At 69.5% G+C, this 25,458-nt stretch carries 20 protein-coding genes; 5 read left to right on the top strand and 15 right to left on the bottom strand.

Features of this window, described 5'->3' with window-relative positions; genetic code table 11:
- Positions 1-119: 119 nt before the first annotated feature.
- From MFF26_RS02960 to MFF26_RS02945, 4 genes are all read right to left on the bottom strand, one after another.
- Positions 120-584, bottom strand: coding sequence for an NfeD family protein (locus tag MFF26_RS02960; protein WP_137830432.1), 465 nt, complete (start codon positions 582-584; stop codon positions 120-122).
- A gap of 3 nt (positions 585-587) precedes the next feature.
- A complete protein-coding gene (locus tag MFF26_RS02955) occupies positions 588-1,586 on the bottom strand; it encodes an SPFH domain-containing protein (RefSeq protein WP_137830433.1) in 999 nt (332 codons plus the stop codon).
- Between the two features lie 165 nt (positions 1,587-1,751).
- Positions 1,752-3,125 (bottom strand): thermonuclease family protein, encoded by a 1,374-nt coding sequence (locus MFF26_RS02950; protein WP_137830434.1) that lies wholly within the window; start codon positions 3,123-3,125, stop codon positions 1,752-1,754.
- Positions 3,126-3,306: 181 nt separating this feature from the next.
- Positions 3,307-4,170, bottom strand: a complete 864-nt coding sequence (locus tag MFF26_RS02945) for a hypothetical protein (protein WP_137830435.1) — start codon at positions 4,168-4,170, stop codon at positions 3,307-3,309.
- A 433-nt stretch (positions 4,171-4,603) separates the two neighbouring features.
- On the opposite strand from MFF26_RS02945, the gene MFF26_RS02940 reads away from it, so the two are divergent.
- Both MFF26_RS02940 and MFF26_RS02935 read left to right on the top strand, forming a co-directional pair.
- Positions 4,604-5,530 (top strand): lipid kinase, encoded by a 927-nt coding sequence (locus MFF26_RS02940; RefSeq protein ID WP_137830436.1) that lies wholly within the window; start codon positions 4,604-4,606, stop codon positions 5,528-5,530.
- A gap of 17 nt (positions 5,531-5,547) precedes the next feature.
- Complete coding sequence (locus tag MFF26_RS02935) at positions 5,548-6,288, top strand: TerC family protein (RefSeq protein WP_137830437.1); 741 nt, start codon at positions 5,548-5,550, stop codon at positions 6,286-6,288.
- 101 nt (positions 6,289-6,389) lie between these two features.
- On the opposite strand, the gene fhuF is transcribed toward MFF26_RS02935, so the two are convergent.
- The 7 genes from fhuF to MFF26_RS02900 form a co-directional block, all read right to left on the bottom strand.
- Positions 6,390-6,959 carry a siderophore-iron reductase FhuF gene (gene fhuF / locus MFF26_RS02930; protein WP_171015515.1) on the bottom strand — a complete coding sequence of 190 codons (570 nt, stop codon included), beginning with the start codon at positions 6,957-6,959 and terminating at the stop codon, positions 6,390-6,392.
- 154 nt (positions 6,960-7,113) lie between these two features.
- Positions 7,114-9,324: a TonB-dependent siderophore receptor gene (locus tag MFF26_RS02925; protein WP_137830439.1), complete on the bottom strand. Its 2,211-nt coding sequence runs from the start codon at positions 9,322-9,324 to the stop codon at positions 7,114-7,116.
- A gap of 209 nt (positions 9,325-9,533) precedes the next feature.
- Positions 9,534-10,415: an acid phosphatase gene (locus tag MFF26_RS02920; protein ID WP_137830440.1), complete on the bottom strand. Its 882-nt coding sequence runs from the start codon at positions 10,413-10,415 to the stop codon at positions 9,534-9,536.
- A gap of 312 nt (positions 10,416-10,727) precedes the next feature.
- Positions 10,728-11,612 (bottom strand): alpha/beta fold hydrolase, encoded by an 885-nt coding sequence (locus tag MFF26_RS02915; protein ID WP_238307459.1) that lies wholly within the window; start codon positions 11,610-11,612, stop codon positions 10,728-10,730.
- Positions 11,613-11,901: 289 nt separating this feature from the next.
- A complete protein-coding gene (gene dapD, locus MFF26_RS02910; RefSeq protein WP_137830442.1) occupies positions 11,902-12,756 on the bottom strand; it encodes a 2,3,4,5-tetrahydropyridine-2,6-dicarboxylate N-succinyltransferase in 855 nt (284 codons plus the stop codon).
- Positions 12,757-12,820: 64 nt separating this feature from the next.
- Positions 12,821-13,288 (bottom strand): cyclic nucleotide-binding domain-containing protein, encoded by a 468-nt coding sequence (locus MFF26_RS02905; RefSeq protein WP_137830443.1) that lies wholly within the window; start codon positions 13,286-13,288, stop codon positions 12,821-12,823.
- A 191-nt stretch (positions 13,289-13,479) separates the two neighbouring features.
- The gene (locus MFF26_RS02900) at positions 13,480-14,166 is read right to left on the bottom strand and encodes a response regulator transcription factor (RefSeq protein WP_137830444.1); all 687 of its coding nucleotides are present in this window, start codon (positions 14,164-14,166) and stop codon (positions 13,480-13,482) included.
- Between the two features lie 296 nt (positions 14,167-14,462).
- Here MFF26_RS02900 and MFF26_RS02895 point away from each other — a divergent pair, with 296 nt between their 5' ends.
- Positions 14,463-15,065: a L,D-transpeptidase family protein gene (locus MFF26_RS02895; protein WP_137830445.1), complete on the top strand. Its 603-nt coding sequence runs from the start codon at positions 14,463-14,465 to the stop codon at positions 15,063-15,065.
- A 135-nt stretch (positions 15,066-15,200) separates the two neighbouring features.
- Positions 15,201-16,478, top strand: a complete 1,278-nt coding sequence (gene rlmN / locus MFF26_RS02890; RefSeq protein WP_137830446.1) for a dual-specificity RNA methyltransferase RlmN — start codon at positions 15,201-15,203, stop codon at positions 16,476-16,478.
- 201 nt (positions 16,479-16,679) lie between these two features.
- Here the strand turns inward: rlmN and MFF26_RS02885 are convergent, their stop codons facing one another.
- From MFF26_RS02885 to MFF26_RS02870, 4 genes are all read right to left on the bottom strand, one after another.
- Entirely contained in the window at positions 16,680-16,892 is a 213-nt protein-coding gene (locus tag MFF26_RS02885) for a hypothetical protein (RefSeq protein ID WP_137830447.1), read from the bottom strand.
- Positions 16,893-17,015: 123 nt separating this feature from the next.
- On the bottom strand, positions 17,016-20,768 hold the full coding sequence (gene metH, locus MFF26_RS02880) for a methionine synthase (protein WP_137830448.1): 3,753 nt from the start codon (positions 20,766-20,768) through the stop codon (positions 17,016-17,018).
- A 198-nt stretch (positions 20,769-20,966) separates the two neighbouring features.
- A complete protein-coding gene (gene metF / locus MFF26_RS02875) occupies positions 20,967-21,884 on the bottom strand; it encodes a methylenetetrahydrofolate reductase [NAD(P)H] (protein ID WP_137830449.1) in 918 nt (305 codons plus the stop codon).
- A gap of 138 nt (positions 21,885-22,022) precedes the next feature.
- Positions 22,023-23,048, bottom strand: coding sequence for an ArsR/SmtB family transcription factor (locus MFF26_RS02870; RefSeq protein ID WP_137830450.1), 1,026 nt, complete (start codon positions 23,046-23,048; stop codon positions 22,023-22,025).
- 266 nt (positions 23,049-23,314) lie between these two features.
- Here MFF26_RS02870 and glgX point away from each other — a divergent pair, with 266 nt between their 5' ends.
- Complete coding sequence (gene glgX, locus MFF26_RS02865) at positions 23,315-25,408, top strand: glycogen debranching protein GlgX (protein ID WP_137830451.1); 2,094 nt, start codon at positions 23,315-23,317, stop codon at positions 25,406-25,408.
- Positions 25,409-25,458: the final 50 nt, after the last annotated feature.

Below are 25,458 nucleotides of genomic sequence, written 5' to 3'. Positions count from 1 at the left end.
AGCCTCGAAGGAGGGCTTCAGGGATCGCGCGTCAGCTGGAGCCCTCCTTCGAGGCCTCCGCTTCGCTCCGGCGCCTCAGGATGAGGGAGTTTGGTCGGAGAATCCGATTGGGACGGCTTTCACGAGCCTCGGGAGCCCACGGTTTCCTCCTTCTGCCGGACGGATTCCACCCGCAGCACCGTCCCCTCGACGCCGGACACCCGGACCTGTGTTCCGGCGGGCAGGTCCGGTCCGGCGAGGCGCCAGAGGGTGTCGTCGAGGCGGACGCGCCCTTCGCCCGCGACGATGCCGTTCTCCAGCCGGAAGCTGCGGCCGATCAGGCGGTGGGCTCCCAGATTCAGCATCGGCGCCCGCTGCCGGTTGAGGCGGCTCGCCAGCACCACGGCGGCGACGGCGAGCACCGAGAACAGCAGCAGCTGCCCCTGCCAGGGCAGCCCGAAGGCAGCCTCCGCCAATCCGGTCAATCCGGCGGCGAGGCCGAGCCAGACGAGGAAGACGCCGGGCAGGGCGAGTTCGCCACCCACGAGCAGCAGCCCGGCGATGATCCAGATCCAGGCGGGCCCGAGCGCGTCGAGAGCCGCCACGGATCAGACCTTCGGGGGAGCGGACGGGGTGGCGGGGACGCGCGGCGGCAGCCCGCCGCGGCCCGCCCCGCCGCTTCCGCCCTCTCCGAAGACCGAGCGGGTGATCTCGGCGATCCCGCCGAGGGTGCCCGCGAGCCCCGCCGCCTCGATCGGCACCACGACGACGCGCTGGTTCGGCGCCGTCGCCAGCGCGCGGATCGCCTCGACATATTTCTCGGCGACCAGAAAGTTCGCGGCCGCGAGATCGCCCTTGGCGATCGCCTCGCTGACCATGGCGGTGGCCTTCGCCTCGGCCTCCGCCCCGCGCTCCCGCGCCTCGGCATCGCGAAAGGCGGCCTCGCGGCGCCCCTCCGCTTCCAGGATCGCCGATTGCTTGCGCCCTTCCGCGCGCAGGATCTCGGCCTGGCGCTGACCTTCGGCCTCCAGCACGGAGGCACGCTTCTCGCGCTCGGCCTTCATCTGCCGGGCCATGGCACCGGCGAGATCGGCGGGGGGCAGGATGTCCTTGATCTCGACGCGGTTCATCTTGACGCCCCAGGGCGCAGCGGCCGCGTCGAGCACCCGCAGCAGCCGCTCGTTGATCTCGTCCCGGTGCGACAGCAGCTGGTCGAGATCCATCGAGCCGACCACGGTGCGGATATTGGTCATGGTCAGGGTCAGGAGCGCCATCTGAAGGTTCGAGACCTCGTAGGAGGCGCGCGCGGCATCGAGGACCTGATAGAACACCACCGCGTCGATCCGCACGCCCGCATTGTCCCGGGTGAAGGCCTCCTGGCTCGGCACCTCGACGACCTGCTCCATGATGTTCACCCGCCGGCCGATCCGCTCGACATAGGGGATGATCAGGCCGAGCCCGGAGCCGAGCGAGCGGTCGTAGCGCCCGAACCGCTCGACGGTGTGCACGTGACCCTGTGGGATCGTGCGGATCCCGATGGCGAGCGTCACGACGACGAGCAGGGCGAGGACGACGGCGAAGGCGCTCAGGCCGAGCGAGATGGTCATGAGCTCCCGTCTGTCCGTTCGCCGCGCGAATCGTGCGCCGCGTGCAGTGTAGAGCATCGTCCGGCAGACGGTATCCGGGCCGCCGCGCCTGGCCGCGCGGCCGCTGCCCGGTTTATGCGGCGGTCGCCCTCCCGACGCAGGCGCCGGCCGATCCGGAACGCGGGCTCACCGCTTCCACACGCCCAGCCGCTCGGTGCGGGCATGATCCTCGGCGGCGACGAGTTCGGGCGTGGCCTCCGAGGAGGCACGGCCGCCGCCGTTGAACAGCACGACCTCCGACACGTCGCGGCCCTCGACGGTGCAGACATGGGCGCTGCTGCCCGCCGCCGGCAGGCAGGTGACGGGCCGTCCGCGCAGGTATTTCGCGAGTTCGTCGGCCTGTCCGCCGCGCACCCATTCGACGCCGAACAGCCGCACGAGCTTGCCGCCGACCCGCAGGGTCGCGGTGTCGATCACCTCGGCGGCGCCGACGACGGCGTTGGCGTTGGCGGTGCGGGGTGGCTCGGCAGGGCGCTGCTCCGTCTCGGGGGGCGGCGTTCCGGCAGCGTTGGGAGCCGCGTCCGTCGGGGCGGCATCGGGCGCGGATTCTCCGGCGGGTGCCTGCGGGGCGGCATTGCGCGAGGCCTGCCTCTCGGACTGCGTCTCGCCGACGCCGTCCTCCCGCCCGGTCAGGACGAGGGCGGCCACCAAGGCCGCGCCCGCCAAGGCACCCAAACCCATGAGCACCACCGGCCGGCGGCTGCCCGCCGCCAGCCCGTCATCCACCCAGTCGCGCAGCCGCACCGCCGTCTCGCGGGACCGGACGGAAGCGGTGCGCAGGCCGCCACTCAGACGGTTCCTCAAGGCGGCTCCGCCGAGAGCGGGTCCGGCCAAGGCCGTTCCGAAGCGGGCGCCGTTCGCGGCCCCGCCGACCGGCGGGGGGGCGGACGAGGAGGTCGTCAAGGGAACAGCGAAATCGGGCGTCGTCGATGCCACGGGGGACGGCGCGGCGGGTGCCGGACGAGCCTTGGCCCTGAACCGCTCGGCCAAGCGGTGGCGCCAGCCCTCGACGGTTTCGCTGGCGGCACTCGCGAGGGCCCGGCTGCGCTCCGCCGAGGTGTTGGCCAGCGAGCGCGCCAGGGCGGATTGCGTCTCGACGAAGCGGGCGCCCGCCGCCCGCACGTCGGCGATCGGATCGCGCGGCGGCTCCGCAGGCTCCGGCGGCGGCAGGGCCGGCAGGACCAGCGCCGGGTGCTGTTCGGCCAGTTCGTCGACGAGGTCGTGGATGGTGAGCGGCACCCCAGCGCCTTCGCCCTCGCCCCGAAATCGGACCGCGCCGGAGCGATCGACGATGCGGTAGCCGGGCAGCCCGTCGGCGGGCTCGACGAAGCCCTCGGCGATCAGGGCGAGCGTGCGGCGCGCCACCGGACGGACCCGGCGGCGGTCGAGTTCGGCCAGGATGATCTGACGAATGCGGCGGTCATCCTCCGAGACCGGCATCTCGGGCGGAGATGCGATCTCCGCCCCGCTCCTCGCTGCGGCCTTTGCCGATCCCTTCACGCGCGGGTCACTCCGTCTCGCCGGCCGCTTCTCGGACCGGTCCCGGTCTCGCGCCTCCTCCTAGCACAATCGGGCGGGCCGGGCGGAACCGCAGGGCGGAGCCAAGCGCCGCCTTCCCCGCGGGAACCGCCGGTTGGAGGATCGCCCGCCGCCGTGCCACGCCCCTGCTGCCCCGTACCGGTCAGGCGCCGCCACGTCCGCCGACCGAGGCGCTGAGGGCACCGCGGCGCAGCACCCTACTCGTCTCCTCGACGATGACCGGGCGCCCGCTCGCGAAGCTCACCGTCAGCACCAATTCGCCCACGCCCTGCGAGCGGGCGCCGCGGCCGGGGCTTTCGGCGGTGAACTCGTGGATCGTGCGCACGAGGCAGGTCGCGGTTGCGGCATTGCACGAAACCCGCGGATCACCCTGCGGCTCGTAACGCCGCTCCGGCCAGCGCCGGGCGAAGCGGCGCTTCTCCGCCATCAGCGCGGCGAGCGACATCATGCGTCCATGGAAGCGGACCTGGGGGGCGTAGAAGCGCGGCGCCGCCGCAGCCATCCCGTCGCCGGGGCTCGACACGCTATCGAGATAGGCATCGCTCAGGCGCTGGGCCGAACCGGCCCATTCGGAGAAGCGCGGATCCGGTTCCGCGCGGGCCATGCCCTGCATCTCCCGCGGCGGCGTGAAGACCGGCGGCGCGACGCGGGCCGAACGCGGCGCCCGGCCCGCGGCCTCGCGGGCCGCCGCCTCCCGGGCCGCCTGCCGCCGGGCCTGCCGCTCCTCGCCCGCGCGGCGGGTGCCGCGCGCGGTGCGATGCGCGGCCGGGGTGTCGCCCGTGGCCGCCGAGCGGGTCTCGCGCCGGGACGGGGCCGTCGCCTCGGCAGGGGGCGAGGCCGAGGGAGGGGTCTCCGACCGTGTCACCGGCTGCGGCTCAGACTTCGGCTTGGCCGGCGCATCCGCTGCCTTGGCCGGAGGATCGACCCAGCCCGGTCCCTGCTGGGCGGCGACCGGCGACGACAGGGCAAGGACCGCCAGGGCGGTCGTAACGAGGAGGGGGCGCATGGCATCACCGATCGGTCAGGCGCGAACTGAAGGAACGCGGCCCGTCGCATGCGCGGTTCCCGTCCCGCGCTGCCGTCGGCGCATTCTCCGGAACCGTTGCTGATTTGCATCGGACAAGGCGGCCGACCCTTGACCCTTGCCGGATGCCGGTCCTCCTCCCCGAACCCTTTGCCCCAACCCTTGCCCTCCCGCCGGAACCTCCCACCTTGGGCGGGAGCCTTCAACCGGATCGCCGCTCCCCCTCGGTGGAGCGAGGGCGCGGTGGGCTCTCCAGAGACGGGTCCGGGCCCCTCTGGCGGCCGAGGCGTCGGTCGCGATGTCGGACCCCTTCGCGACCCGAGCGCTGACGCGGCGCGACTGCGTGCGAGACGATCTTGCCGGCCGCGATCAATCTGCCACTCGCCCTCCGCCCCCGAGCCCAGGGAGGCATGCCATGAGCCAGGCGGACGGAACACCGCGCCGCGCCCTGCTGCTCGTCAACGGCAAGGCCCGCAGCGGCGGGGCATCCCTCGACGCGATCCGGAACATCCTGCGCGAGGGTGGGCTCGATCTCGTCGAGCCGGAGAACAACCGCGACTGCCACGAGACCATCACCCGCCACGCGCCCTCGGTCGATCTCGTGGTGCTGGGCGGCGGCGACGGCACGATGAACGCCGCCGCGCCCGCGCTGGTGGAGACGAAGCTGCCCTTCGGCATCCTGCCCCTCGGCACCGCCAACGACCTCGCCCGCTCCCTGGGCCTGCCCCTGGAGCCGGAAGCCGCGGCGCGGGTCATCCCGACGGCCCCGGAGAAGGCGATCGATCTCGGCTGGGTCAACGGGCATTACTATTTCAACGTCGCGAGCATCGGCTTCTCCGCCGACCTCGCCGGCGAGCTGACCGCCGAGGCGAAGAAGACCTGGGGCACCGTGGGCTACGCCATCGCGGCCTTCCGGCTGCTGCGGCGCGCGCGGCCCTTCACTGTGACGATCGAGCATGACGGCACCACCGAGAAGGTGACCACGATCCAGGCCTCGGTCGGCAACGGGCGCCATTACGGCGGCGGCATGACGGTGCAGGAGGATGCCACCGTCGATGACGGCAAGCTCGATTTCTACAGCCTCGAGGTCGACCATTGGTGGCGGCTGGTGGCGCTGCTGCCGGCCCTGCGCCGCGGCACCCACGGACAGGCCGAGGACGTGCGCGCCTTCGAGACGACCGAACTCAAGCTCACGACCCGCAAGCCGCGGGCGGTCAACACCGATGGCGAGTTGACCACCTGGACGCCGGCCCACTTCAAGGTGATGCCGAAGGCGGTGCGCGTGCTCGCGCCCCCGATCGAGACGGGGGCGAACCGCATTCCCCTTCCCTTCAAGCTCTGACGCCGGACGGACCGACCGTGGACAGCCTGCTGCAACTCGCCGCCGACCCGACCGCCTGGGCGGCGCTCGCCACCCTCGTGGTCATGGAGGTGGTGCTCGGGATCGACAACCTCATCTTCATCTCGATCCTGACCAACAAGCTGCCGCCCGAGAACCAAGCCAAGGCCCGGCGCATCGGCATCGGGCTGGCGCTGATCCTGCGGCTGGCCCTCCTCGGCACGGTTGCCTGGATCGTCCACCTGACCGAGCCGGTCTTCGAGGTGTTCGGCAAGGGCTTCTCCTGGCGCGACCTCATCCTGATCGCCGGCGGCCTGTTCCTGCTCTGGAAGGCCACCAAGGAGATCCATCACACCGTCGATCCGAACCCGGAGGAGAAGGCCGGAAGCGGGGCGAGCATCGGCTTCGCCGCGGCGATCGGCCAGATCCTCGTGCTCGACCTCGTCTTCTCGATCGACTCGATCATCACCGCCGTCGGCATGACCGAGCACGTGCCGATCATGGTGATCGCGGTCGTCACCGCCGTGACCGTGATGCTGATCGCCGCCGATCCGCTCTCGCGCTTCATCGCGGCGAACCCGACGGTGGTGATGCTGGCGCTGGGCTTCCTCATCATGATCGGCATGACGCTGATCGCCGAGGGCTTCGGAGCGCATGTGCCGAAGGGCTACATCTACACCGCCATGGCCTTCTCGGCGGGTGTGGAGGGCCTCAACATGCTGGCACGCCGCCGTCGGCAGAAGAAGGCCGGAACCGCCTGAGCCGGCGGCGGCGCAGGATCGCCGCCGCACCGGACGTCACCAGGACTGCCGGGGCCTCGCTCCGGCGGTCGACGCGGCAGCGAGCGGGTTCGAGGGCCGGATCAGCCGCCCGCCTGCCCGCGCAGCAGCGGGCAGATACCGGCGCATTTCCCATGCCCCGGCAGGGCGTGGCGCAGGCAGCAGACCCGGCGGCGCGGCGCCTCGAGTCCGGCCAGGGCATCGGCGCGCATCAGGGTCAGGGCGGTGCAGGCCTCCTGCGGCCAGCGGAGCGCCCGCAAGGCTTCCTCCACCTCGCCGGCCCGCTCCGGCGTCTCGCGGGCCAGGGTCCCGAGCGTCCAGAACAGGTAGCCGCCCGCATTCTCCCACAGGAGACGCACCGACAGCCCGGTCTCGGCGCGCAGGAGCCGCACCGCCGGGGCGACGCATTCGGCGAGCAATCGATCGACCTGCATCGGCAGCGGGGCCGGGAGCGGACGTTCGGGCCCGAGGTGGAAGGCTTCGGGCAAGCCGTTCCCGGCGGCGAGGCGCAGGCGATCCGGTGCCAGCGCCAGCCCGAGCCGCGCCCCGGCGGCGAGCCCCGGCGCGATCAATCCGGCGAAGAGATAGGCGCTCCACAGCGACGCCACCGCCCGGCGCTCGCCCCCGGGATGCGTGTCGGCGAAGATCGCCAACGCATCCGACAGCGCGCCGCACGCGGCCAGATCCGGCAGCGTTCGCGCTTCCGGATCGGGATCGAGGCGCAGCCGGCCCGCGAAGACGGCGAAGCCTTCCGGCAGGGCGCCGTCGAGGGCGGCTTGGGTCGGAGGCCTGAGAGGACGGCTTGTCTCACCAGCGATAGATCAGGCTCCCGATCACCGTTGCCGGCGCGCCGCGATAGCAGTAGCCAGCTTGGCAGTTGTAGTAGTTGCGATCGAGGACGTTATAGCCGTTGATCTGCGCGCGGAAACCTTTGTATTTCGGGTCGATCGCGGCAAAATCGTACGCCACCAGCGCATCGAACAGCGTCACCGTCGGGTTGCGGAACGTGTTGAGTTCGTTCCCGAAGCTATGGGTCGTGAAGCGCGTGCCGCCACCGATGGTCAGGCCGGCGAGCGGCGAGGCAGGCGGGAACAGGTAGGTACCGAAGGCCGAGAACGTGTCGCCTGGGATGCCGGAGAGCGCGTTGCCGGAGATATCGATCAGCCGCGTCGAATCGTTGGGATCCGGCGTCGACTGACGCAGATAGCGCAGATCGAGATGGGTGTAGGCCAGCGTCAGATTGGTGCCGGGCGCGAAATTGGCGATCAACTCCATCTCGAAGCCGCGCGAGCGCACGGCACCGGACGCGATCTGCGCGGTGAGATTGTTCGGGTCCGTGCGCAGCACGCTGCTCTGCACGATGTCGAAGCCGGCGACGTTCGCCTGAATGTTCGTGTTCGGAATCAGATACTTGACGCCCGCTTCGATCTGATCGCCGGTTGTCGGCTTGAATGCGCGTTTGGCGGCATCGAAACCGATCTGCGGCGCGAAGGTCGTTGCATAACTCGCATAGGGCACGAGACCGGGCGCGAGCAGGTAGCTGAGACCCGCGCGGCCCGTGAAGGCTCGATCGTCCTGGGGCTGAGTCCCTGGGGTTCCTTCCGCGCGGTTGGTTTGGAACACCCAATCGTGCCGTCCCGACAGCGTCAGGATGAAGCGGTCGAGCTTGGCTTGATCTTGAAGATAGACGCCGACCTGATCCTGACTCTGGAAGTTGCGCGGGCCGAGCGGTGGTGCCGTGATGGGTTGGCGCCCGTAATTCAGGGTGAGAAGATCAAGATCCGGAGCGACCCCAAATCCGCTGCGGGTGTTGAAGTCGTAATGCGCGTAGTCGACGCCAGCGAGAAGCGTGTGCTGGACCGGGCCGGTCGCGAGATGGGCTTCGATCTGGTTGTCGAGCGTGACTTGGTTCAATTGTTCCTTCAGAAAGCCGGTTCCTCGATTCGCCAGCGTGCGCGCATCGTTCAATGAATTGATCTGCACATAGGCGTAGGAATTGGCGACGCCATAATAGCGGGCGTTCTGACGGAACACGAGATCGGGCGAGAAGCGATGCTCGAAGGCGTAGCCGATCCGGCCCTGCCGCTGCTTGAAGTCGGTGAGCGCAGGATCGCCCGAATAGAGCCGGGTGATCCGACCGTTTTCGTTAAAGAACGCCGGGTTTCCAGGCAGCTTATTCTCTTGGTACTCGCCCAGGAACGTCAGAGTGGTATCGGCTGAGGGCTTCCAAGTAAAAGCCGGAGCGATGTAGGTTCGGTCGTCGATGGCGCCGGGTAGGAAGGTGTCGGCCTGCCGCCGGATGCCGGTGATCCGGTAGGCCATCGTGCCGTCGCTTCCCTCGACCGGGCCGCCCAGATCGAAATTGCCCTGGAAGCGGTTGTAGTTGCCGCCTTGGAACTGCACTTCGCCGAAGGGCGTGAAGAGCGGGCGCTTGGTCGTCGCATCGACGATGCCGCCGGGCGAGCCGAGTCCGAAGAGGCCGGAGGCCGGGCCGCGCAGGATCGTGGCGGCCTCCAATCCGTAGGGCTCGATCCGCGGCAGCGTCAGACTGGAGCCGATCTGGCGCAGACCGTCGCGGAAGATTCCGTTGTAGGTCAGGTCGAAGCCGCGCACGTAGAAGGAATCGAAGCGAGGATCGAAGCCGAACACGTTCGATGAGGCACCGGCGACGTAGCCGAGCGCCTCGGTGACCGTCTGGACATTGCGGTCGTTCAATTGCTCGCGGGTGACCACCGTGACCGATTGCGGGGTCTCGATCAGCGGCGTGTTGGTCTTGGTCGCCGTCGGGCTGATCTGCGCGGTGTAGCCGACGACCCCGCTCGGCCCGCCCCCGCCACCGCTCGTGACGGCACCGTTGCCGAGGGCTGGCCCTTCGGTCAGCTTTGCCCCGGACTCGACCGTGATCGTCTCCAGCGACGTGCTGGCCTGTTGGGCGAGGGCCGGGCTCGTCAGTGCGGTGCTGGCGACGAGCAGAGCGGCGAGGTGCGCGGGGGCGTGGTGGCGGGTGGATGCAGGCATGGACGACTCGTGAAGCGGCAAGCCCCCTCGGTGCCGACGTCCACGCGCGTCATCAAGAGCAATACAATTGCTAGATGAATCTATAATAATTATAAATCTAACCGCCGCGGCGATTGATAAACAAAATCAGAATACTGCAGCGCAAAGCTCTAAAGGGGCAATCAGCAGAACTGTCCCGCCTGTGACCTAAGCGCAACAGATCTCTCCACTCAGAGAAGGGGTTGGCGAGCGGCGGCGTCCTCGCGGGCGCAGACCGCCGGGTCGGGCTTGGCACCGCCCGCCGCGAGCGCCTTCTTCAGGTCGGCCCTGGCTCGCTCGAGATCGGCACGGAAACCGGTATCGGCGAGCAGCACCGCGACGAGCGCCGAGGCGCCGGTGCGGGCCGCGACCACGTCGCTCAGCCAGTGGACGCCGCACACCACCCGGCTCTCCCCGTAGAGCCGGCTGCGCACGAGGAGCTGCGTCGCCTTTTCCGGGATCAGGTTCGCCATGATGAGACCGTAGGCCCAGCCCTGGCTCGCATGCCCGGAGGGATAGCTGTAGCTGTCGGCGAGTTCGGGCGAGCGGGCGACGCAGATCGGCGCGTCGTTGCCGACGAAGGGCCGCAGGCGGCGGTAGCGACGCTTGGTCTCGCGGGTGGCGCGGGCGATGTCGAGACGGGCCCGGTCGAGCAGTCGCATCAGGTCGGGCACGCGGGATTGTTCGAGCCGCTGGCCGAGGACGCAGGCATAATCCTCCAGCAGGGCCGCGCCGCCCTCGGCGACGTCGTTGGTGGCGAGCGCCCAGCGCTCGCTGCCCTGATAGGCCCGCGTCGCGTTGAAGGCGGCCCGATCCGCCGCCTCCGCCACCGAGTGGCCGGCGGGGGGCGGGGGCAGGATCGCGACGAGGTTCGGTGCGGTCGCGTCGGTGAGATAGGCCTTCGGCGCCGGCGCCCCCGGATTCAGCTTGTCCCTGTCCAGCGAGGGCGCGGATGTCTCCGGAGGCGGAGCCGCCTGCGGGGCCTCGGTCTGCGCCGCCAGGGGCAGCGCCGAACAGAGGGTCGTCAGAAGGACGGTCAGCAGGGCGGCGTGGCGGACCGGCGGACGGAGCATCGAACGAGGCACTTTCGAGAATCGGATACTGATCGAATCCGCATTTCTCTATGATGGACGTACGACAGCTTTGTCACAGTCCTGCAACATCCTGTTTCCTGACAGCTTTTCCGCGTTGTTCCCGATTTCGTGACCGCCGTGTCGTTCGGAGAATGGCGGATCAGGCGGCTTTCGGGCGATTCCGGCGAGCGGCCGGACCGGGGCCGGAGCCGTATCCGACCCCGTTTCATCGGGCCGACATCGCCGGCCCTTGCCGTGCCGCTCTGTCCCGCGACGAACCGGCCCCCATTCCGTCGGGGCGAGCTCCGGGCCTCAGCCGCGGATCGCCGCGGCGACCTCTCGGGGAAACTTCTCATGCGGGCTGAGAGCCCCCGGCACGGTGCGGGCCTCGACCCCGGCGGTCGCGATCAGCGCATCCATCTCGCCGCCCGAGCGACGGGGCGCCCGTTCCGGCCGCAGCACCCGCACCGGCGGAAGATCATTGCCGAACAGGGCCAGGAATTCCGCGCGGGAGCCGACCGGATCGAGCCCGCCGGTCACGAAGGCCGCCGTGCCGAAGCGTCCGCCGCTCTGGCGGGTGATGCGGTGCTTGGCCCGGATCACCTCGGGGGTCACGTGGGCGGCCTCCGCGTAGACATGGGCGCGCATCATCCGGCCGATGATCGGTGGGCTGATATTGATCCGGTAGAGCGCCTCGCCGACGAGCGGCATCTCGATGGCGCGGCGGATGCGCCCGAACCACTTGGCGCGCCGCTCGCCCATCGCGGTCGGCAGCGGCCCGCGCCAGGTCGGCGCCACCAGAACCAGCCGCCCGAAGGCGTCCGGGTGGCGCCGCGCGGCCGCCACGAGATAGGGCGCGGCGTGGCCCGCCGCGACGGCCAGCGCGTAGGGTCCGGGCGCGGCGGCGAGCAGCGCATCGAGGAAGGCGTGGTAGGTCGCAGGCGCGAGCGGCACCCGGGCGCGGGCCTGCGCGCCGAAGCCCGGCCAATCGGGCACGAGGCAGTGATGCCCCCCGGCCAGTTCGCGGGCGAGGGGCCGCATCTCCTCCCGGGCCGAGATCGAGGACAGGGCCGGCAGGAGCAGGGCGGCCGGTCCCGTGCCGATCTCCGTGCACGGCGTCGGGACGGATTGCCCCACGACCGTGAGGTCGAGAATGCGGGTCGTGAGCGTTGGATGGGAGGTGCCGGCCGTCGCCATGATCAAGCGGGTGTCCTGCTCGTCGAGCCGCCTCCGACCTGATCGCATCAGGCCGGCGGCCCTCAGTTCCGGTTACGTCGCGCGTTTCGACGAATCGGCATCCGCTTCCCCGAAACCGCCACCGAACTATGGACGGCCCGCGCGAGGATGTCCGCCGCCGGGAGGGAAGCGGCGGGACGAACGGACCTCCAGCTCCCTCCGACGCGTCGCGGGCGGGCCAATGCCGCCGCGACGCGATGGCCGTCGTTCCATCACGGCGTGCGGAGCGCCCCGCACACCGTCCCGCGCCTCAGGTCCGCAGCAATTCGTTGATGCCGGTCTTGGCGCGGGTGCCGGCATCGACGCGCTTGACGATCACGGCGCAGTAGAGACCGGGGCCGGGCGTGCCGTCGGGTAGCGGCTTGCCCGGTGTCGTGCCGGAGACGACCACCGAATAGGGTGGCACCCGTCCGTAGAAGGTCTCGCCGGTGGTGCGGTCGATGATGCGGGTCGAGGCGCCGATATAGACGCCCATCGACAGCACCGAGCCCTCACCGACGATCACGCCCTCGGCCACCTCGGCGCGGGCGCCGACGAAGCAATTGTCCTCGATGATGACCGGGTTGGCCTGGAGCGGCTCCAACACGCCGGCGATGCCGGCGCCGCCCGAGATGTGACAGTTCTTGCCGACCTGGGCGCAGGAGCCGATCGTCACCCAGGTGTCGACCATGGTGCCTTCGCCGACATGGGCGCCGAGATTGATGAAGCTCGGCATCAGCACCGCGCCCGGCGCGATGTAGGAGCCGCGGCGCACGAAGCAGCCCGGCACCGCGCGGAAGCCGGCGGAGCGGAACTCGGCCTCGCCCCAGCCCGAGAATTTCGACGGCACCTTGTCCCACCACGGCGACGAGCCCGGGCCGCCCTCGATCGGCACCATGTCGTTGAGGCGGAAGGAGAGCAGCACCGCCTTCTTCAGCCACTGGTTCACCTGCCAGGACTCGCCGGCCTTCTCGGCGACGCGGGCCTTGCCGGAATCGAGCAGGTTCAGGGCCTCCTCCACGGCCTCGCGCACCGCGCCGGTCGTCGCGGTCGAGACGTTCGCGCGATCCTCCCAGGCGGCTTCGATGGTCTTTTCGAGATCGGCGTGGGAGGCGGCTTGGGACATCGTCAGGTTCCGGCGGTTCGCGACGCGAAGGATCGGGCGTGCTTACAAAAGCCGCACCCTCCTGTCACCGCTCTCTCGGCACGAGATCCCGCAGGCGCCCGCCGACTCGCGAGAACCCCTGAACGAGGTCGCGCAACTCCCCGGCGATGCCGTCATGGACCGCCACGGCGACCTCGGGAAACTCACGCAGCACGCGGCTCATCACCGAGGGCGTCAGGCGCATCACGTCCGCCGTCTCCACGGCCCGGGCGTCCGCCGGCCGCTCGACCTGGCGGAACAGGGCGTTGCGCCCGATCAGCCCGGAGCGGGCAACCAGGGTCGCCGGCGCATCGTCGCGGCGAGACTCGACCGCGATCGTGCCGGACATCACCACGTAGCCGCCGTCGGACGGCTCGCCGCGGGCGAACAGGCGTTCGCCGGCCTCGAGCTGACGCCGATCCCCGGCAAAGCTCAGGAGGCGCAGGGCGTCGCGATCGAACAACTCGAACACCGGAGCGGCGGCCAGGATCGCGATATCGTCGTCGAGCCCCAACGCCTGTCCCGCCCCTCGGCCGATCCCGTCACGGCCCGGTGAAGCTTAACCGATACGGAACGCGCGCGAAACGCCGCCGCCGATTTCCTTTGCCGGGGCGCGCGAAGAGCGCCCCGCACAGCGGCCTCGGCTCTGCCGGGGCGTCGCGCGAAGCGAAGAGCCAACCAGCGGCTGCCGGCGCCTAAGGCTCCTCAGGGCAACAGCTTGTACCCGCCCCCCTCGGTGACGAGGATCGCGGCGGTGGCCGGGTTCGGCTCGATCTTCTGGCGCAGCCGATAGATATGCGTCTCGAGGGTGTGGGTGGTGACGTGGGCGTTGTAGCCCCACACCTCCGCCAGCAGCGTGTCGCGTCCCACCACCTCACGGCCCGCCCGGTAGAGGTAGCGCAGGATCGCGGTCTCCTTCTCGGTGAGCTTCAGCTTGGAGCCGCGCTCGCCGACGAGCAGCTTGGCGCCGGGGCGGAAGGTGTAGGGACCGATGCGGAACACCGCGTCCTCGCTGGCCTCGTGCTGGCGCAGCTGGACGCGGATGCGGGCGAGCAGCACCGCGAACTTGAACGGCTTGACCACGTAGTCGTTGGCGCCCGCCTCCAGGCCCTCGACCATGTCGTCGTCGGATTCCTGGGCGGTCAGGACGATGATCGGGCCACGATAGCCGTTGCGGCGCATGGCCCGCACGGCCTCGCGTCCATCCATGTCGGGCAGGCCGACATCCATCACGACGAGGTCGATGCGCTCCTCCGCCACCCGGGCCATGGCTCCGGCGGCGGTGCCCTCGCCGATGACGGAAAATTCCTCGTAGGCGTCGATCTGTTCCGTCAGTGCCTCGCGCAGGGCGTCGTCGTCATCGCAGACGAGGAGGCAATAAGGGTTCGACATCGACGACGTGACTTTCGGCAAGCTCATCCGGTGACCCGAGCCCAGAGGCTCGGGCAGGCGACAGAAAGGAGATCATGACGGAGGACTGGTCCGAGAGCATGTGCCCAAAGGTCCACCGTCGGCAGCGCCCGTACGGCCCTGCCTGAGCGTTAATTTAGATCATTCACGCCTCTAGACCATCCAGCACGTATGCTTATGCAGCATTTTCGCCATGTTCGACGGTCTGTCTCGCGCGCTAACGCACAGCCCGGACGGGCAAAAGGGCGACAACGCTACGGTGAAGGAACGAACCGGACATGACGCATGTCGGGCCGGGAACGGGCGGAAAGCGGAGGCCGGCGGCGCTGGCGATGGTGCGGGTGCATCCTCTGCCGGGCTCGCCCGATGCGGGCCGGCTCGTGGCGGGGGCGGCGGTCATCCCCTGCGCGCTCGGACGCTCCGGGGTACAGGCGGTCAAGCGCGAGGGCGACGGGGCCTCGCCCCGCGGCGTGTTTCGCCTGCGCGGTGGGTATTACCGGCCGGACCGCTTTCCCGTGCGGCCGGCGAGCCCGCTGCCGCTGCGGGCGACACGCCGGGACGACGGCTGGTGCGACGCCGCGCAGGATCGACGCTACAACCGGCCGATCCGCCTGCCGAGCCCGACCAGCGCCGAATCGATGTGGCGCGACGACGGGCTCTACGACCTCGTGCTCGATCTCGACCACAACCGCGGCCCGATCCGCCCCGGCCGGGGATCGGCCATCTTCATGCACATCGCCCGCGAGGGGTTTCGGCCCACGGAGGGCTGCGTCGCCCTCAGGCCCGCGGATCTCCGCCGCCTGCTGCGGCGACTCGGGCCGAAGACGCGGATCGCGATCGGTCCGGTGCCGGCCCGCCCGAAACGGTCGAAAGGCCGTTGAGCGCCTGATCCGGGGCGCCCCCTTACGACGAGGCGGCCTCCGCTGCATCGGAATGTGCTCCGCGCGGCCGGCGCATTCGCGTTCGCGGACGAATCCGCGTATATGAGAGAAATTCCAGCTACCAAGGTCATTTCCATGGCGACGGCGTCGTTCGACACCGCCCGGCGCGAGACGCGCGCCGTTCCTCCGATCGAGAAGGCCCCCGAGGTCACGGCACTCTCACGCCTGCCCGGCCGCAAGCGCTCGCTCGTCGGCCTGTCCCGGGCCGACCTGAAGCAGGCATTGCTCGAAATCGGCGTGGCCGAGCGCGAGACGCGGATGCGCGTCTCCCAGGTCTGGCACTGGATCTACGTGCGCGGCGCCCGCGACTTCGCCGAGATGACCAATGTCGGCAAGGGGCTGAAGGCGCAGCTTGCGGACGCCTTCACCCTGGACCGGCCGGAGGTCGTGAGCGAGCAGGTCTCGCGGGACGGCACCCGCAAATGGCTGCTGCGCATGGCGCCGACCGGCGCCCACGATCACAATCGCGGCGCCGAGATCGAGTGCGTCTACATTCCCGGCGACGATCGCGGCACGCTCTGCGTCTCGTCCCAGGTCGGCTGCACGCTGACCTGCTCGTTCTGCCACACCGGCACGCAGCGCCTCGTGCGCAATCTCTCGACGGCGGAGATCGTGTCGCAGCTCGTGGTCGCCCGCGACGCGCTCGGGGATTTCGCCGGGCAGATGCCGAGCAAGGATGGCGGCGAGGTCGGGCGCCTCGTCACCAACATCGTCTTCATGGGCATGGGCGAGCCTCTCTACAATCTCGACGCCGTGATCGACGCGGTGGCGGTGATGTCCGACCAAGAGGGCCTGGCCCTGTCGCGGCGCCGCATCACGGTCTCGACCTCCGGGGTCGTGCCGCAGATCGAGCGTCTGGGCCTCGAGGCGAACGCCATGCTGGCGATCTCGCTGCACGCCGTGCGCGACGATCTGCGCGACGAGCTGGTGCCGCTGAACCGCAAATACCCGATCGCCCAGTTGCTCGAGGCGTGCCGAAACTATCCGGGGGTGAGCAACGCGCGGCGCATCACCTTCGAATACGTGATGCTCAAGGGCGTCAACGATTCGGATGCGGATGCCCGCGCCCTGGTGCGGCTCCTCAAGGGCATTCCGGCCAAGATCAACCTGATCCCGTTCAATCCCTGGCCCGGCTCGAAATACGAGTGCTCGGACTGGGAGCGGATCGACCACTTCTCCGAGATCGTCTTCAACGCCGGCTACGCCTCGCCGGTGCGCACCCCCCGTGGGCGCGACATCCTGGCGGCCTGCGGCCAGCTGAAGAGCGAGACGGAAAAGCTGCGCGCCCGCGCCCGGATGATGCTCGAAGAGGGCCTCGGCGCCGAGGGGTTTTACGCGGGCGGGGACGATTGAGGAGTCCCCCCTCCATCCCGTCCCCCTCATCCTGAGGTGCCCGCCCAGCGGGCCTCGAAGGAGGGCTCCAGATGTCTCAGCGAGCCCTGGAGCCCTCCTTCGAGGGCGCCGCTTCGCGCCGCCACCTCAGGATGAGGGCGGTGGGTTGGGATGAGGATCCGGCAGCCGGTGAGACCCGGCCGCCTCGTCTTTCGAGAGAAATCAGAACCCGCGATTGGCGATCGAGGGCAGCGAGGGCTGCGTGTAGGCGCGGTTCACGTCCTTGCGGTCCATCGTGCCGTTGGTGTCGTTCGAGCGGCGGTAATTGCCGGTGTCGAAGCTCTGCGACAGGCCCGAATTGCCGGACTCCGTGCTGCTGCAGGCGGCGAGACCGCAGGCCAGGGCCGCGGCGAGGACGAGGAGCGTGGGGCGCATCGGACTGTTTCCTGAAGGGGCCGAAGCGTCGCCGCTCCGGCCGGTCCGTCGGCTTGCCCCGCCGGGGCCCGACCCGGCAAGGGCAAAGTGCCGGCGCGGGGGCGATCCCGCGCCGGGTGTGACCTATTCGGCCGCCGCCTTGAGGTACCGGCCGGGATCGTAGTTGAGGATCGGCCCGAGCCAGCGCTCGACCTCGGCCACGTCCATGCCCTTGCGCAGGGCATAATCCTCGACCTGATCGCGCTCGACCTTGGCAACGCCGAAGTAATGCGCCTGCGGATGGGCGAGGTAGAGGCCCGACACCGACGAGCCCGGCCACATGGCGTAGGACTCGGTGAGCTTCACGCCGATGCGGCGCTCCGCCTGGAGCAGGTCGAACAGCGTGACCTTCTCGGTGTGGTCGGGCTGGGCCGGGTAGCCCGGCGCCGGCCGGATCCCGTCGTACTTCTCGTGGACCAGCTCGTCGGGCGTGAAGGTCTCGTCGGGTGCGTAGCCCCAGAACTCGCGGCGGACGCGTTCGTGCATCCGCTCCGCAAACGCCTCGGCGATGCGGTCGGCGAGCGCCTTGACGAGGATCGAGCGGTAATCGTCGTTCGCCCGCTCGAAGCGCTCGGCAATGCGCACTTCCTCCAGCCCCGCCGTCACCACGAAGGCGCCGACGTAATCGGCGATGCCGGTCTCGGCGGGCGCCACGAAGTCGGAGATCGAGGTGTTGGGGCGCCCGTCGCGCTTCGACAGCTGCTGGCGCAGGCCGTGGAAGGTGGCGAGCTTTTCCGAGCGGCTCTCGCCGGTATAGAGCGCGATGTCGTCGCCGACGCTGTTGGCCGGCCAGAAGCCGATCACCGCCTTCGGGTTGAACCAGCGCTCCTCCACGATCTGTTTCAGCATCGCCTGCGCGTCCTCGAACAGGGCGCGCGCCGCCGGGCCCTGTTCGGGATCGTCGAGGATCGCGGGGTAGCGCCCCTTGAACTCGTAGGTCTGCAGGAACGGCGTCCAATCGATATACGGAACGAGGTCGGCGACCTCGTAGGAGCCGTAGACGCGGGTGCCGGTGAAGCTCGGCTTCTTCGGCTGATAGCCGGACCAGTCCACCTTGAAGGCGTTGGCGCGGGCCTTGGCCAGCGGCAGGCGCTGCTTGTCGAGTTCCGAGCGGGCATGCGCGTCGGCAACCTTGGCGTATTCCGCCCGCACCTTCTCGATGGTGGCCCCACGCGTCTCCTTCGAGATCAGGCTCGACACCACGCCCACCGCGCGGCTCGCATCGGTGACGTAGACCGCCTGCCCCTTGGCGTAGGACGGATGGATCTTCACCGCGGTGTGGACGCGGCTCGTCGTGGCACCGCCGATGAGAAGGGGCATGTCCATGCCCTCGCGCTCCATCTCGGCGGCGACGTGGACCATCTCGTCGAGGGAGGGGGTGATCAGGCCCGACAGGCCGACGATGTCGACCTTCTCGCGCTTGGCGGTCTCCAGGATCTTGGCGGCCGGCACCATCACACCGAGATCGATGATCTCGTAGTTGTTGCAGGCCAGCACGACGCCGACGATGTTCTTGCCGATGTCGTGGACGTCGCCCTTCACGGTCGCCATCAGCACCTTGCCGGCGGCCTGGCGCTGACCGGTGCCGCCATTGGCCCGCTTCTCCTCCTCCATGAAGGGTTCGAGATAGGCCACCGCCTGCTTCATCACGCGGGCGGACTTCACCACCTGCGGCAGGAACATCTTGCCCGAGCCGAACAGGTCGCCGACCACGTTCATGCCGGCCATCAGCGGGCCCTCGATGACGTGGAGCGGGCGCTCGGCGCCTTGGCGCGCCTCCTCGGTGTCCGCAACGATGTACTCGGTGATGCCGTTGACCAGCGCGTGCTCGATGCGCTTCTCGACCGGGGCCTCGCGCCAGGAGAGATCGGCGGTCTTGGCCTGGGCCGAGGCGCCGGTCTTGAAGCGCTCGGCGGCCTCCAGCAGGCGCTCCGTGGAATCCTCCCGCCGGTTGAGGACCACGTCCTCGCACAGCTCGCGCAGCTCCGCCGGGATCTCGTCGTAGACCGCGAGCTGGCCGGCATTCACGATGCCCATGTCCATGCCCGCCTTGATGCAGTGGAACAGGAACACCGCGTGCATCGCCTCGCGCACCGGCTCGTTGCCGCGGAAGGCGAAGGACAGATTGGACACGCCGCCCGAGATATGGGCGTGGGGCAGCGTCTCGCGGATCGTCCGCGTCGCCTCGATGAAGGCGACGCCGTAGGGATTGTGCTCCTCGATGCCGGTGGCGACGGCAAAGATGTTCGGATCGAAGATGATGTCTTCCGGCGGGAAGCCGACCTGCTCGGTCAGGATCCGATAGGCCTTGGTGCAGATCTCAACCTTGCGCTCGTAGGAATCCGCCTGGCCCTGCTCGTCGAAGGCCATCACGACCACCGCCGCGCCGTAGGAGCGGCAGACCTTGGCGGCCTCGATGAACTTCTCCTCGCCCTCCTTCATGGAGATCGAGTTCACGATCGGCTTGCCCTGAATGCATTTGAGGCCCGCCTCGATCACCTCGAACTTCGAGGAATCGACCATCACCGGGACGCGGGCGATGTCCGGCTCGGCGGCCACGAGGTTGAGGAACTCGACCATCGCCTTCTGGCTGTCGAGCAGGCCCTCGTCCATGTTGACGTCGATCACCTGGGCGCCGGCCGCGACCTGATCGCGGGCCACATCCAGCGCGGCGGCGTAATCGCCGTTGGTGATGAGCTTCCTGAACTTGGCCGAGCCGGTGACGTTGGTGCGCTCGCCGACATTCACGAAGGGAATCTCCTTCGTGAGCACGAAGGGCTCAAGGCCGGAGAGCCGCATCAGGCGCGGGATCTCGGGAATCGGGCGCGGCGTCTTGCCGGCGACGGCCTCCGCGATGGCGCGGATATGGTCCGGCGTGGTGCCGCAGCAGCCGCCGACCATGTTGACGAGGCCCGACTCGGCGAACTCGCCGACGAGCTTGCCCATGGCCTCCGGGCTCTCGTCGTAGAGGCCGAACTCGTTCGGCAGGCCGGCATTCGGATAGGCGCAGACCAGGGTGTCGCAGAGGCGGCTGAGCTCGGCGATGTGGCCGCGCATTTCCTTGGCGCCGAGCGCGCAGTTGAGGCCGAAGGTCAGCGGCGAGGAATGCCGCAGGGAGTTCCAGAACGCCCCCGGGGTCTGGCCCGAGAGGGTGCGGCCGGACAGGTCGGTGATGGTGCCCGAGATCTGGATCGGCAGACGGATGCCGGTCTCGTCGAAGACCTGCCACGCGGCGGCGATCGCCGCCTTGGCGTTGAGCGTGTCGAAGATCGTCTCGATCAGGATGAGTTCGGCGCCGCCGTTGAGCAGGCCGCGCACCTGCTCGACATAGGCCTGCTTGACCTGATCGAAGGTGACGGCGCGGTAGCCGGGATTGTTCACGTCCGGCGAGATCGACAGCGTGCGGTTGGTCGGGCCGATGGCGCCGGCGACGAACCGGCGGCGGCCGTCCTGCTTCTCGGCCAGTGCGGCAGCCTCGCGGGCCAGCCGCGCGCCCTCCGCGTTCAGCTCGTGGATGATCGATTCCATGCCGTAATCGGCCTGGGCGATCGTCGTGCCGGAGAAGGTGTTGGTCTCGCAGACATCGGCGCCGGCGAGGAAATAATCGAGGTGGATCTGACGGATCGCGTCGGGCTGGGTCAGGATCAGGAGGTCGTTGTTGCCCTTCTGATCGTGACCGTGGTCCTTGAACCGCTCGCCCCGGAAATCCTCTTCGGAGAATTTCAGGCGCTGGATCACCGTGCCCATCGCCCCGTCGAGGACGAGGATTTTCTCCGCCGCGCGCTCGCGGAGCGCGCGCTCGATCTCGGTGCCGTCGACGGGGGGGAAGGTGGTCATGTCGGACGATCCTGGATTTTCCGGGATGGCGATGGCCGAAAGCGTCGGTCCCATCAACCCACCTCATCCCGAGGTGCCGGAGCGAAGCGGAGGCCTCGAAGGAGACCTCCGGAAGGCACGGTGAACCCTGGAGACCCCCTTCGCGGCCGAGCTAACACTCGGCATTTCAGGAGGGGATCAGGGGGGAGAAGCGGGCGGTTACGCCGCCTTCGCGGCCGCCTTCGGGGCCTGCGAGCGCAGGCCGAGCAGGTGACAGATGGCGTAGACGAGGTCGGAGCGGTTCATCGAGTAGAAGTGGAAATCCTCCACGCCCTGGTCGACGAGGTCGAGCACCTGCTCGGCGGCGACCGCGGCGGCCACGAGGCGGCGGGTCTCGACGTCGTTCTCCAGCCCCTCGAAGCGGGCGGCGAGCCAGTAGGGCACGGAGGCGCCGGTGCGGCGGGCGAAGTTGGCCGCCTGCTTGAAGTTCTGCACCGGCAGGATGCCCGGGATGATCGGGATCTCGATGCCGGCGGCACGCACCTTGTCGAGGTAGCGGAGATAGATCTCGTTGTCGAAGAAGAACTGGGTGATCGCCTGATCGGCGCCCGCATCGACCTTGGCCTTGAGGGCGTCGATATCGGCATCGAGCGAGGCGGCCTCCGGGTGCTTCTCCGGATAGGCCGAGACCGAGACCTTGAAGTCGCCGATCCGCTTGATGCCGGCCACCAGATCGGATGTCTGGGCGTAGCCGCCGGGATGCGGCCGGTAGGTGTAGCCGACGCCCTCGGCCGGATCGCCGCGCAGGGCCACGATGTGGCGCACGCCCGCATCCCAATAGGACTGCACCACCGCGTCGATCTCCTCCCGCGTGGCGTTCACGCAGGTGAGATGGGCGGCGGGCTTGAGGCTGGTCTCGCGCACCATGCGGGCCACGGTGTTGTGGGTGCGCTCGCGGGTGGAGCCGCCCGCGCCGTAGGTCACCGAGACGAATTTGGGCTGCAGCGGCGCCAGTCGCTCGATCGAGGACCAGAGGATCTTCTCCATCTCCTCGGTCTTGGGCGGAAAGAACTCGATCGAGACGCGGATTGGGCGGAAGCCGTCGCGGCTGGCGCGGTGCTGGGAAGCGCTGGGCATCGGATCTCGTCCCTTCGTGTCCATTCGGTCTTGTTGTCGGATCATGTCTCAGTCGTGTCGGCTTGGCCGTCTTGATCTTGGCCGTCTCGTCTTGCCCGTCTCGTCTTGCCCGTGACGAAACCGCGTCGGGCCCCGATGTCAGGCCACCGCCCGCTCATCCTGCGCCGCCGGACGGATCGCGGCATCGTGGGCGAGCCAGAGCGTGACGGTGAGCGGATGCTCGGTGCCGTCGTCGGGAGCGAGATGGCGGCTCTCGACCCGGCCGAGGCCCGCCTGGACCAGCCAGCCCGTCACCTGCTCGGCACTGAACCCGAGGCGGCGATGGGCCTGGGTCTCGCGCAGCTGTTCGAGGCTGTGGGGCGCGAAATCGACCACGAGAAGGCGTCCGCCCGGAGCGACGAGGCGGGCGGCCTCGCGAAGCGCCCGGGCCGGATCGTCCAGATAATGCAGCACCTGATGCAGCACCACGAGATCGAAGCCCGCCCGGCCGAAGGGCGGCGCGTGCAGGTCGCCCTGGCGCAGATCGACCCGCGACAGGCCGGCCTGCTCCAGGTTCGCCCGGGCGACGGAGAGCATGGCGTGGCTCGAATCGAGTCCGGTGGCGCGGCCGGCGCGGGGCGCCAGCAGAGCCAGCATCTTGCCGGTGCCGGTGCCGAGATCGACCACGTGACGGATCGGCCGGTCGCCGAGGGCGGCGAGAACCGCCGCCTCGACGGTCGCCTCGGGGACATGGAGCGAGCGCAGCCGGTCCCATTTGGGGGCGAGGCGGGCGAAGAAGGTCTGGGCGGCCTCGGCGCGCTGCGCCCGCACCGAATCGAGCCGGGCCCGATCCTCGGAGAGCGGCGGCGCCTCGCGCTTGAGCGCGGCGATCAACGGCTCGACGAAGCCGATCGCCGCCTCCCGCAGGCGGAAGAACGCCCAAGCCCCCTCGCGATGGCGCTCGATCAGCCCGGATTCGACGAGAAGCTTGAGATGGCGCGAGATGCGCGGCTGCGACTGACCCAGGATGTCGGTGAGGTCGGAGACCGACAGCTCGCCCTCCGCCAGCAGCGCCAGAATGCGCAGGCGTGTCTCCTCGGCGGCGGCGCGCAACACGGCGAGGGCCTCGGCAAAAGGCACCGAAGCCGTTGGCGAAGCCGTCCCGGGGCTGCTCTCGCTAGACATAAAGATATCTTTATATTCGTAGTCGAAGGGGCGCAAGCGAATTCGCATGGGCCGGAGACCCGCAGGCCAGGATCTGCCGCGGCGGCCCCGCGCCGGGCCCCCGTTTCGGTTCGCCCGCTTGAGCTTCCCCCGGGCAGTCTTTAACCAAGTTGGGCAGCCTCCCGCGGCCGGGAGCCCGGCGGGCGCGATCGTTCCAGCCCGACCGGACGAAGGCCGAAACCGAGGCCAGACGTGGGCCGAGACACGGGCCAAGACGAAGGACCGGGATGATCGTCATCGAAGAGGGCCTGCCGACGCCGCTCGGCGCGCATTTCGACGGCCGCGGCGTCAACTTCGCCCTCTTCTCGCAGCACGCGACGGCGGTCGATCTCTGCCTGTTCGAGCCGGGCGTGCGCCACGAAACACGCACGATCCGGCTGCCCTGCCGGACCGACGACATCTTCCACGGCTACGTCCACGGCCTGCTGCCGGGCCAGCTCTACGGCTACCGCGTGTCCGGGCCCTGGGAGCCCGCCGCCGGTCACCGCTTCAACCCGGCCAAGCTCGTCCTCGACCCCTATGCCCGCGAGATCTCCGGCCGCATCCGCTGGCACGATGCGATCTTCGGCAATCGCCGCGGCGGCGTCCGCGAGGAGCAGCTCGACCGCCGCGACAGCGCCCCGTTCCTGCCGCGCTGCGTCGTGACGCGGCCGGACACCCCCGAGCCGGTGACGCTCTCGGCACCGCGACCGCTGCACGAGACGGTGATCTACGAGGCCCACGTCAAGGCGCTGACCATGACGCATCCGGCGCTCTCGGAGGCGGAGCGCGGCACCTATCTCGGTCTCGCGCATCCGGCGATCATCGAGCATCTGCTCAAGCTCGGCGTGACGGCGCTCGAACTCCTGCCGATCCAGGCCTTCGCCGATGACCGCTTCCTGGTCGACAAGGGTCTCGTGAACTTCTGGGGCTACCAGCCCTACAACTACTTCGCCCCCGAGCCGCGCTATCTCGGCGAGGGCGATGCCAGCGGCCTGCGCTTCGCGATCCGCGAACTCGCCGCGGCCGGCATCGAGACCCTGATCGACGTGGTCTACAACCACACGGCGGAGGGCGACCATCTCGGCCCGACGCTCTCGTTCCGCGGCATCGACAATGTCAGCTATTACAAGCTCGACCCGAACAATCGCCGCCGCAACATCGACTGCACCGGCTGCGGCAATACCCTGAACGTCGCCCATCCCCGCGTCCTGCGGATGGTGCTCGATTCCCTGCGGCATTGGGTGACCGTCTACGGCGTGGCGGGCTTCCGGTTCGATCTGGCCTCAAGCCTGGGCCGCGCACCGCACGATTTCACCCCCGAGGCCGCCTTCTTCCAGGCGGTGGCGCAGGATCCCGTTCTGTCGCGGGTGAAGCTCATCGCCGAGCCCTGGGATATCGGCATGGGCGGCTACCAGCTCGGCGGCTATCCCTATGGCTGGAGCGAGTGGAACGACCAGTTCCGCGACAACCTGCGCGGCTTCTGGCGGGGTGACCGCGGCACGCTGGCCAAGCTGACCCAGGGGCTCTCGGGCTCGCGCGAGATCTTCCTCCCATCCGGCCGCTCGCCCCTGGCCAGCATCAACTTCGTCGCCTCCCATGACGGCTTCACGCTGGCCGACGTCGTCGCCTACGAGGAGAAGCACAACGAGGCCAACGGCGAGGGAAACCGCGACGGCCACGGCCACAACCTCTCCTGCAATTACGGCGTCGAGGGGCCGACCGACGATCCGGCGATCCTGGGGAGCCGCGCCCGCCAGAAGCGCAACATGCTGGCCTGCGTGTTCTTCGCCCAGGGCGTGCCGATGCTGCTGATGGGCGACGAGCGCTCGCGCACCCAGAACGGCAACAACAACGCCTATTGCCAGGACAATGCGCTGAGCTGGATGGATTGGGAGACCGACCCCGATCCGGCTTTGGCCGAGTTCGTCGGAAATCTCGCGCAGCTCCGCCGCGTCTGCCTCTCCCTGCGACGGCGCCATTTCCTGAGGGGCGCCGAGGTCGAGGGCACCGGCCTCAAGGACGTGCACTGGCTCTCCCCCGACGCCGCCGAGATGGACGCCGCCGCCTGGGCGGACGGCGAACGCCAAGCCTTCGGCATGCAGATGAGCAACGACATCGCCGGCTCGGAGCGCGTGTTGATCCTGATGAACGCCGCGACCGCGCCCTGTCCCTTCGTTCTGCCCCTGGAGCTCGGCGGCCCGTGGCGCCCGGTCTTCGACACCACCCTGCCGACCGGCACCGTGCCCGAGGGCTCTCGGCCCCCGGTGGAAGCCGGCGGTACGGTCGATCTGCCCGAGCGGGTCGTGCTGGTGCTGAAGGCGGCGCCGGCCCTGGCCTGAGCCCCTTCTCCTCGGCTACTATTTCTACCTGAGGATGTATTTTCTTGTAA

Origin of the sequence: Methylorubrum suomiense (assembly GCF_022179765.1) — a bacterium.
GTDB classification, from domain to species: Bacteria; Pseudomonadota; Alphaproteobacteria; order Rhizobiales; family Beijerinckiaceae; genus Methylobacterium; species Methylobacterium suomiense.
The sequence above is the reverse complement of the archived record's forward strand: the minus strand, read 5'-3'. Positions and strand labels throughout refer to the sequence as shown.

What these genes read in the sequence shown, in the direction of transcription:
- MFF26_RS02955 (WP_137830433.1), bottom strand. Translation starts at nt 1,586, where the DNA reads ATGACCATCTCGCTCGGCCTGAGCGCCTTCGCCGTCGTCCTCGCCCTG.
- MFF26_RS02945 (WP_137830435.1), bottom strand. Translation starts at nt 4,170, where the DNA reads ATGCGCCCCCTCCTCGTTACGACCGCCCTGGCGGTCCTTGCCCTGTCG.
- MFF26_RS02940 (WP_137830436.1), top strand. Translation starts at nt 4,604, where the DNA reads ATGAGCCAGGCGGACGGAACACCGCGCCGCGCCCTGCTGCTCGTCAAC.
- MFF26_RS02925 (WP_137830439.1), bottom strand. Translation starts at nt 9,324, where the DNA reads ATGCCTGCATCCACCCGCCACCACGCCCCCGCGCACCTCGCCGCTCTG.
- MFF26_RS02920 (WP_137830440.1), bottom strand. Translation starts at nt 10,415, where the DNA reads ATGCTCCGTCCGCCGGTCCGCCACGCCGCCCTGCTGACCGTCCTTCTG.
- MFF26_RS02915 (WP_238307459.1), bottom strand. Translation starts at nt 11,612, where the DNA reads ATGGCGACGGCCGGCACCTCCCATCCAACGCTCACGACCCGCATTCTC.
- dapD (WP_137830442.1), bottom strand. Translation starts at nt 12,756, where the DNA reads ATGTCCCAAGCCGCCTCCCACGCCGATCTCGAAAAGACCATCGAAGCC.
- MFF26_RS02900 (WP_137830444.1), bottom strand. Translation starts at nt 14,166, where the DNA reads ATGTCGAACCCTTATTGCCTCCTCGTCTGCGATGACGACGACGCCCTG.
- MFF26_RS02895 (WP_137830445.1), top strand. Translation starts at nt 14,463, where the DNA reads ATGACGCATGTCGGGCCGGGAACGGGCGGAAAGCGGAGGCCGGCGGCG.
- rlmN (WP_137830446.1), top strand. Translation starts at nt 15,201, where the DNA reads ATGGCGACGGCGTCGTTCGACACCGCCCGGCGCGAGACGCGCGCCGTT.
- MFF26_RS02885 (WP_137830447.1), bottom strand. Translation starts at nt 16,892, where the DNA reads ATGCGCCCCACGCTCCTCGTCCTCGCCGCGGCCCTGGCCTGCGGTCTC.
- metH (WP_137830448.1), bottom strand. Translation starts at nt 20,768, where the DNA reads ATGACCACCTTCCCCCCCGTCGACGGCACCGAGATCGAGCGCGCGCTC.
- metF (WP_137830449.1), bottom strand. Translation starts at nt 21,884, where the DNA reads ATGCCCAGCGCTTCCCAGCACCGCGCCAGCCGCGACGGCTTCCGCCCA.
- MFF26_RS02870 (WP_137830450.1), bottom strand. Translation starts at nt 23,048, where the DNA reads ATGTCTAGCGAGAGCAGCCCCGGGACGGCTTCGCCAACGGCTTCGGTG.
- glgX (WP_137830451.1), top strand. Translation starts at nt 23,315, where the DNA reads ATGATCGTCATCGAAGAGGGCCTGCCGACGCCGCTCGGCGCGCATTTC.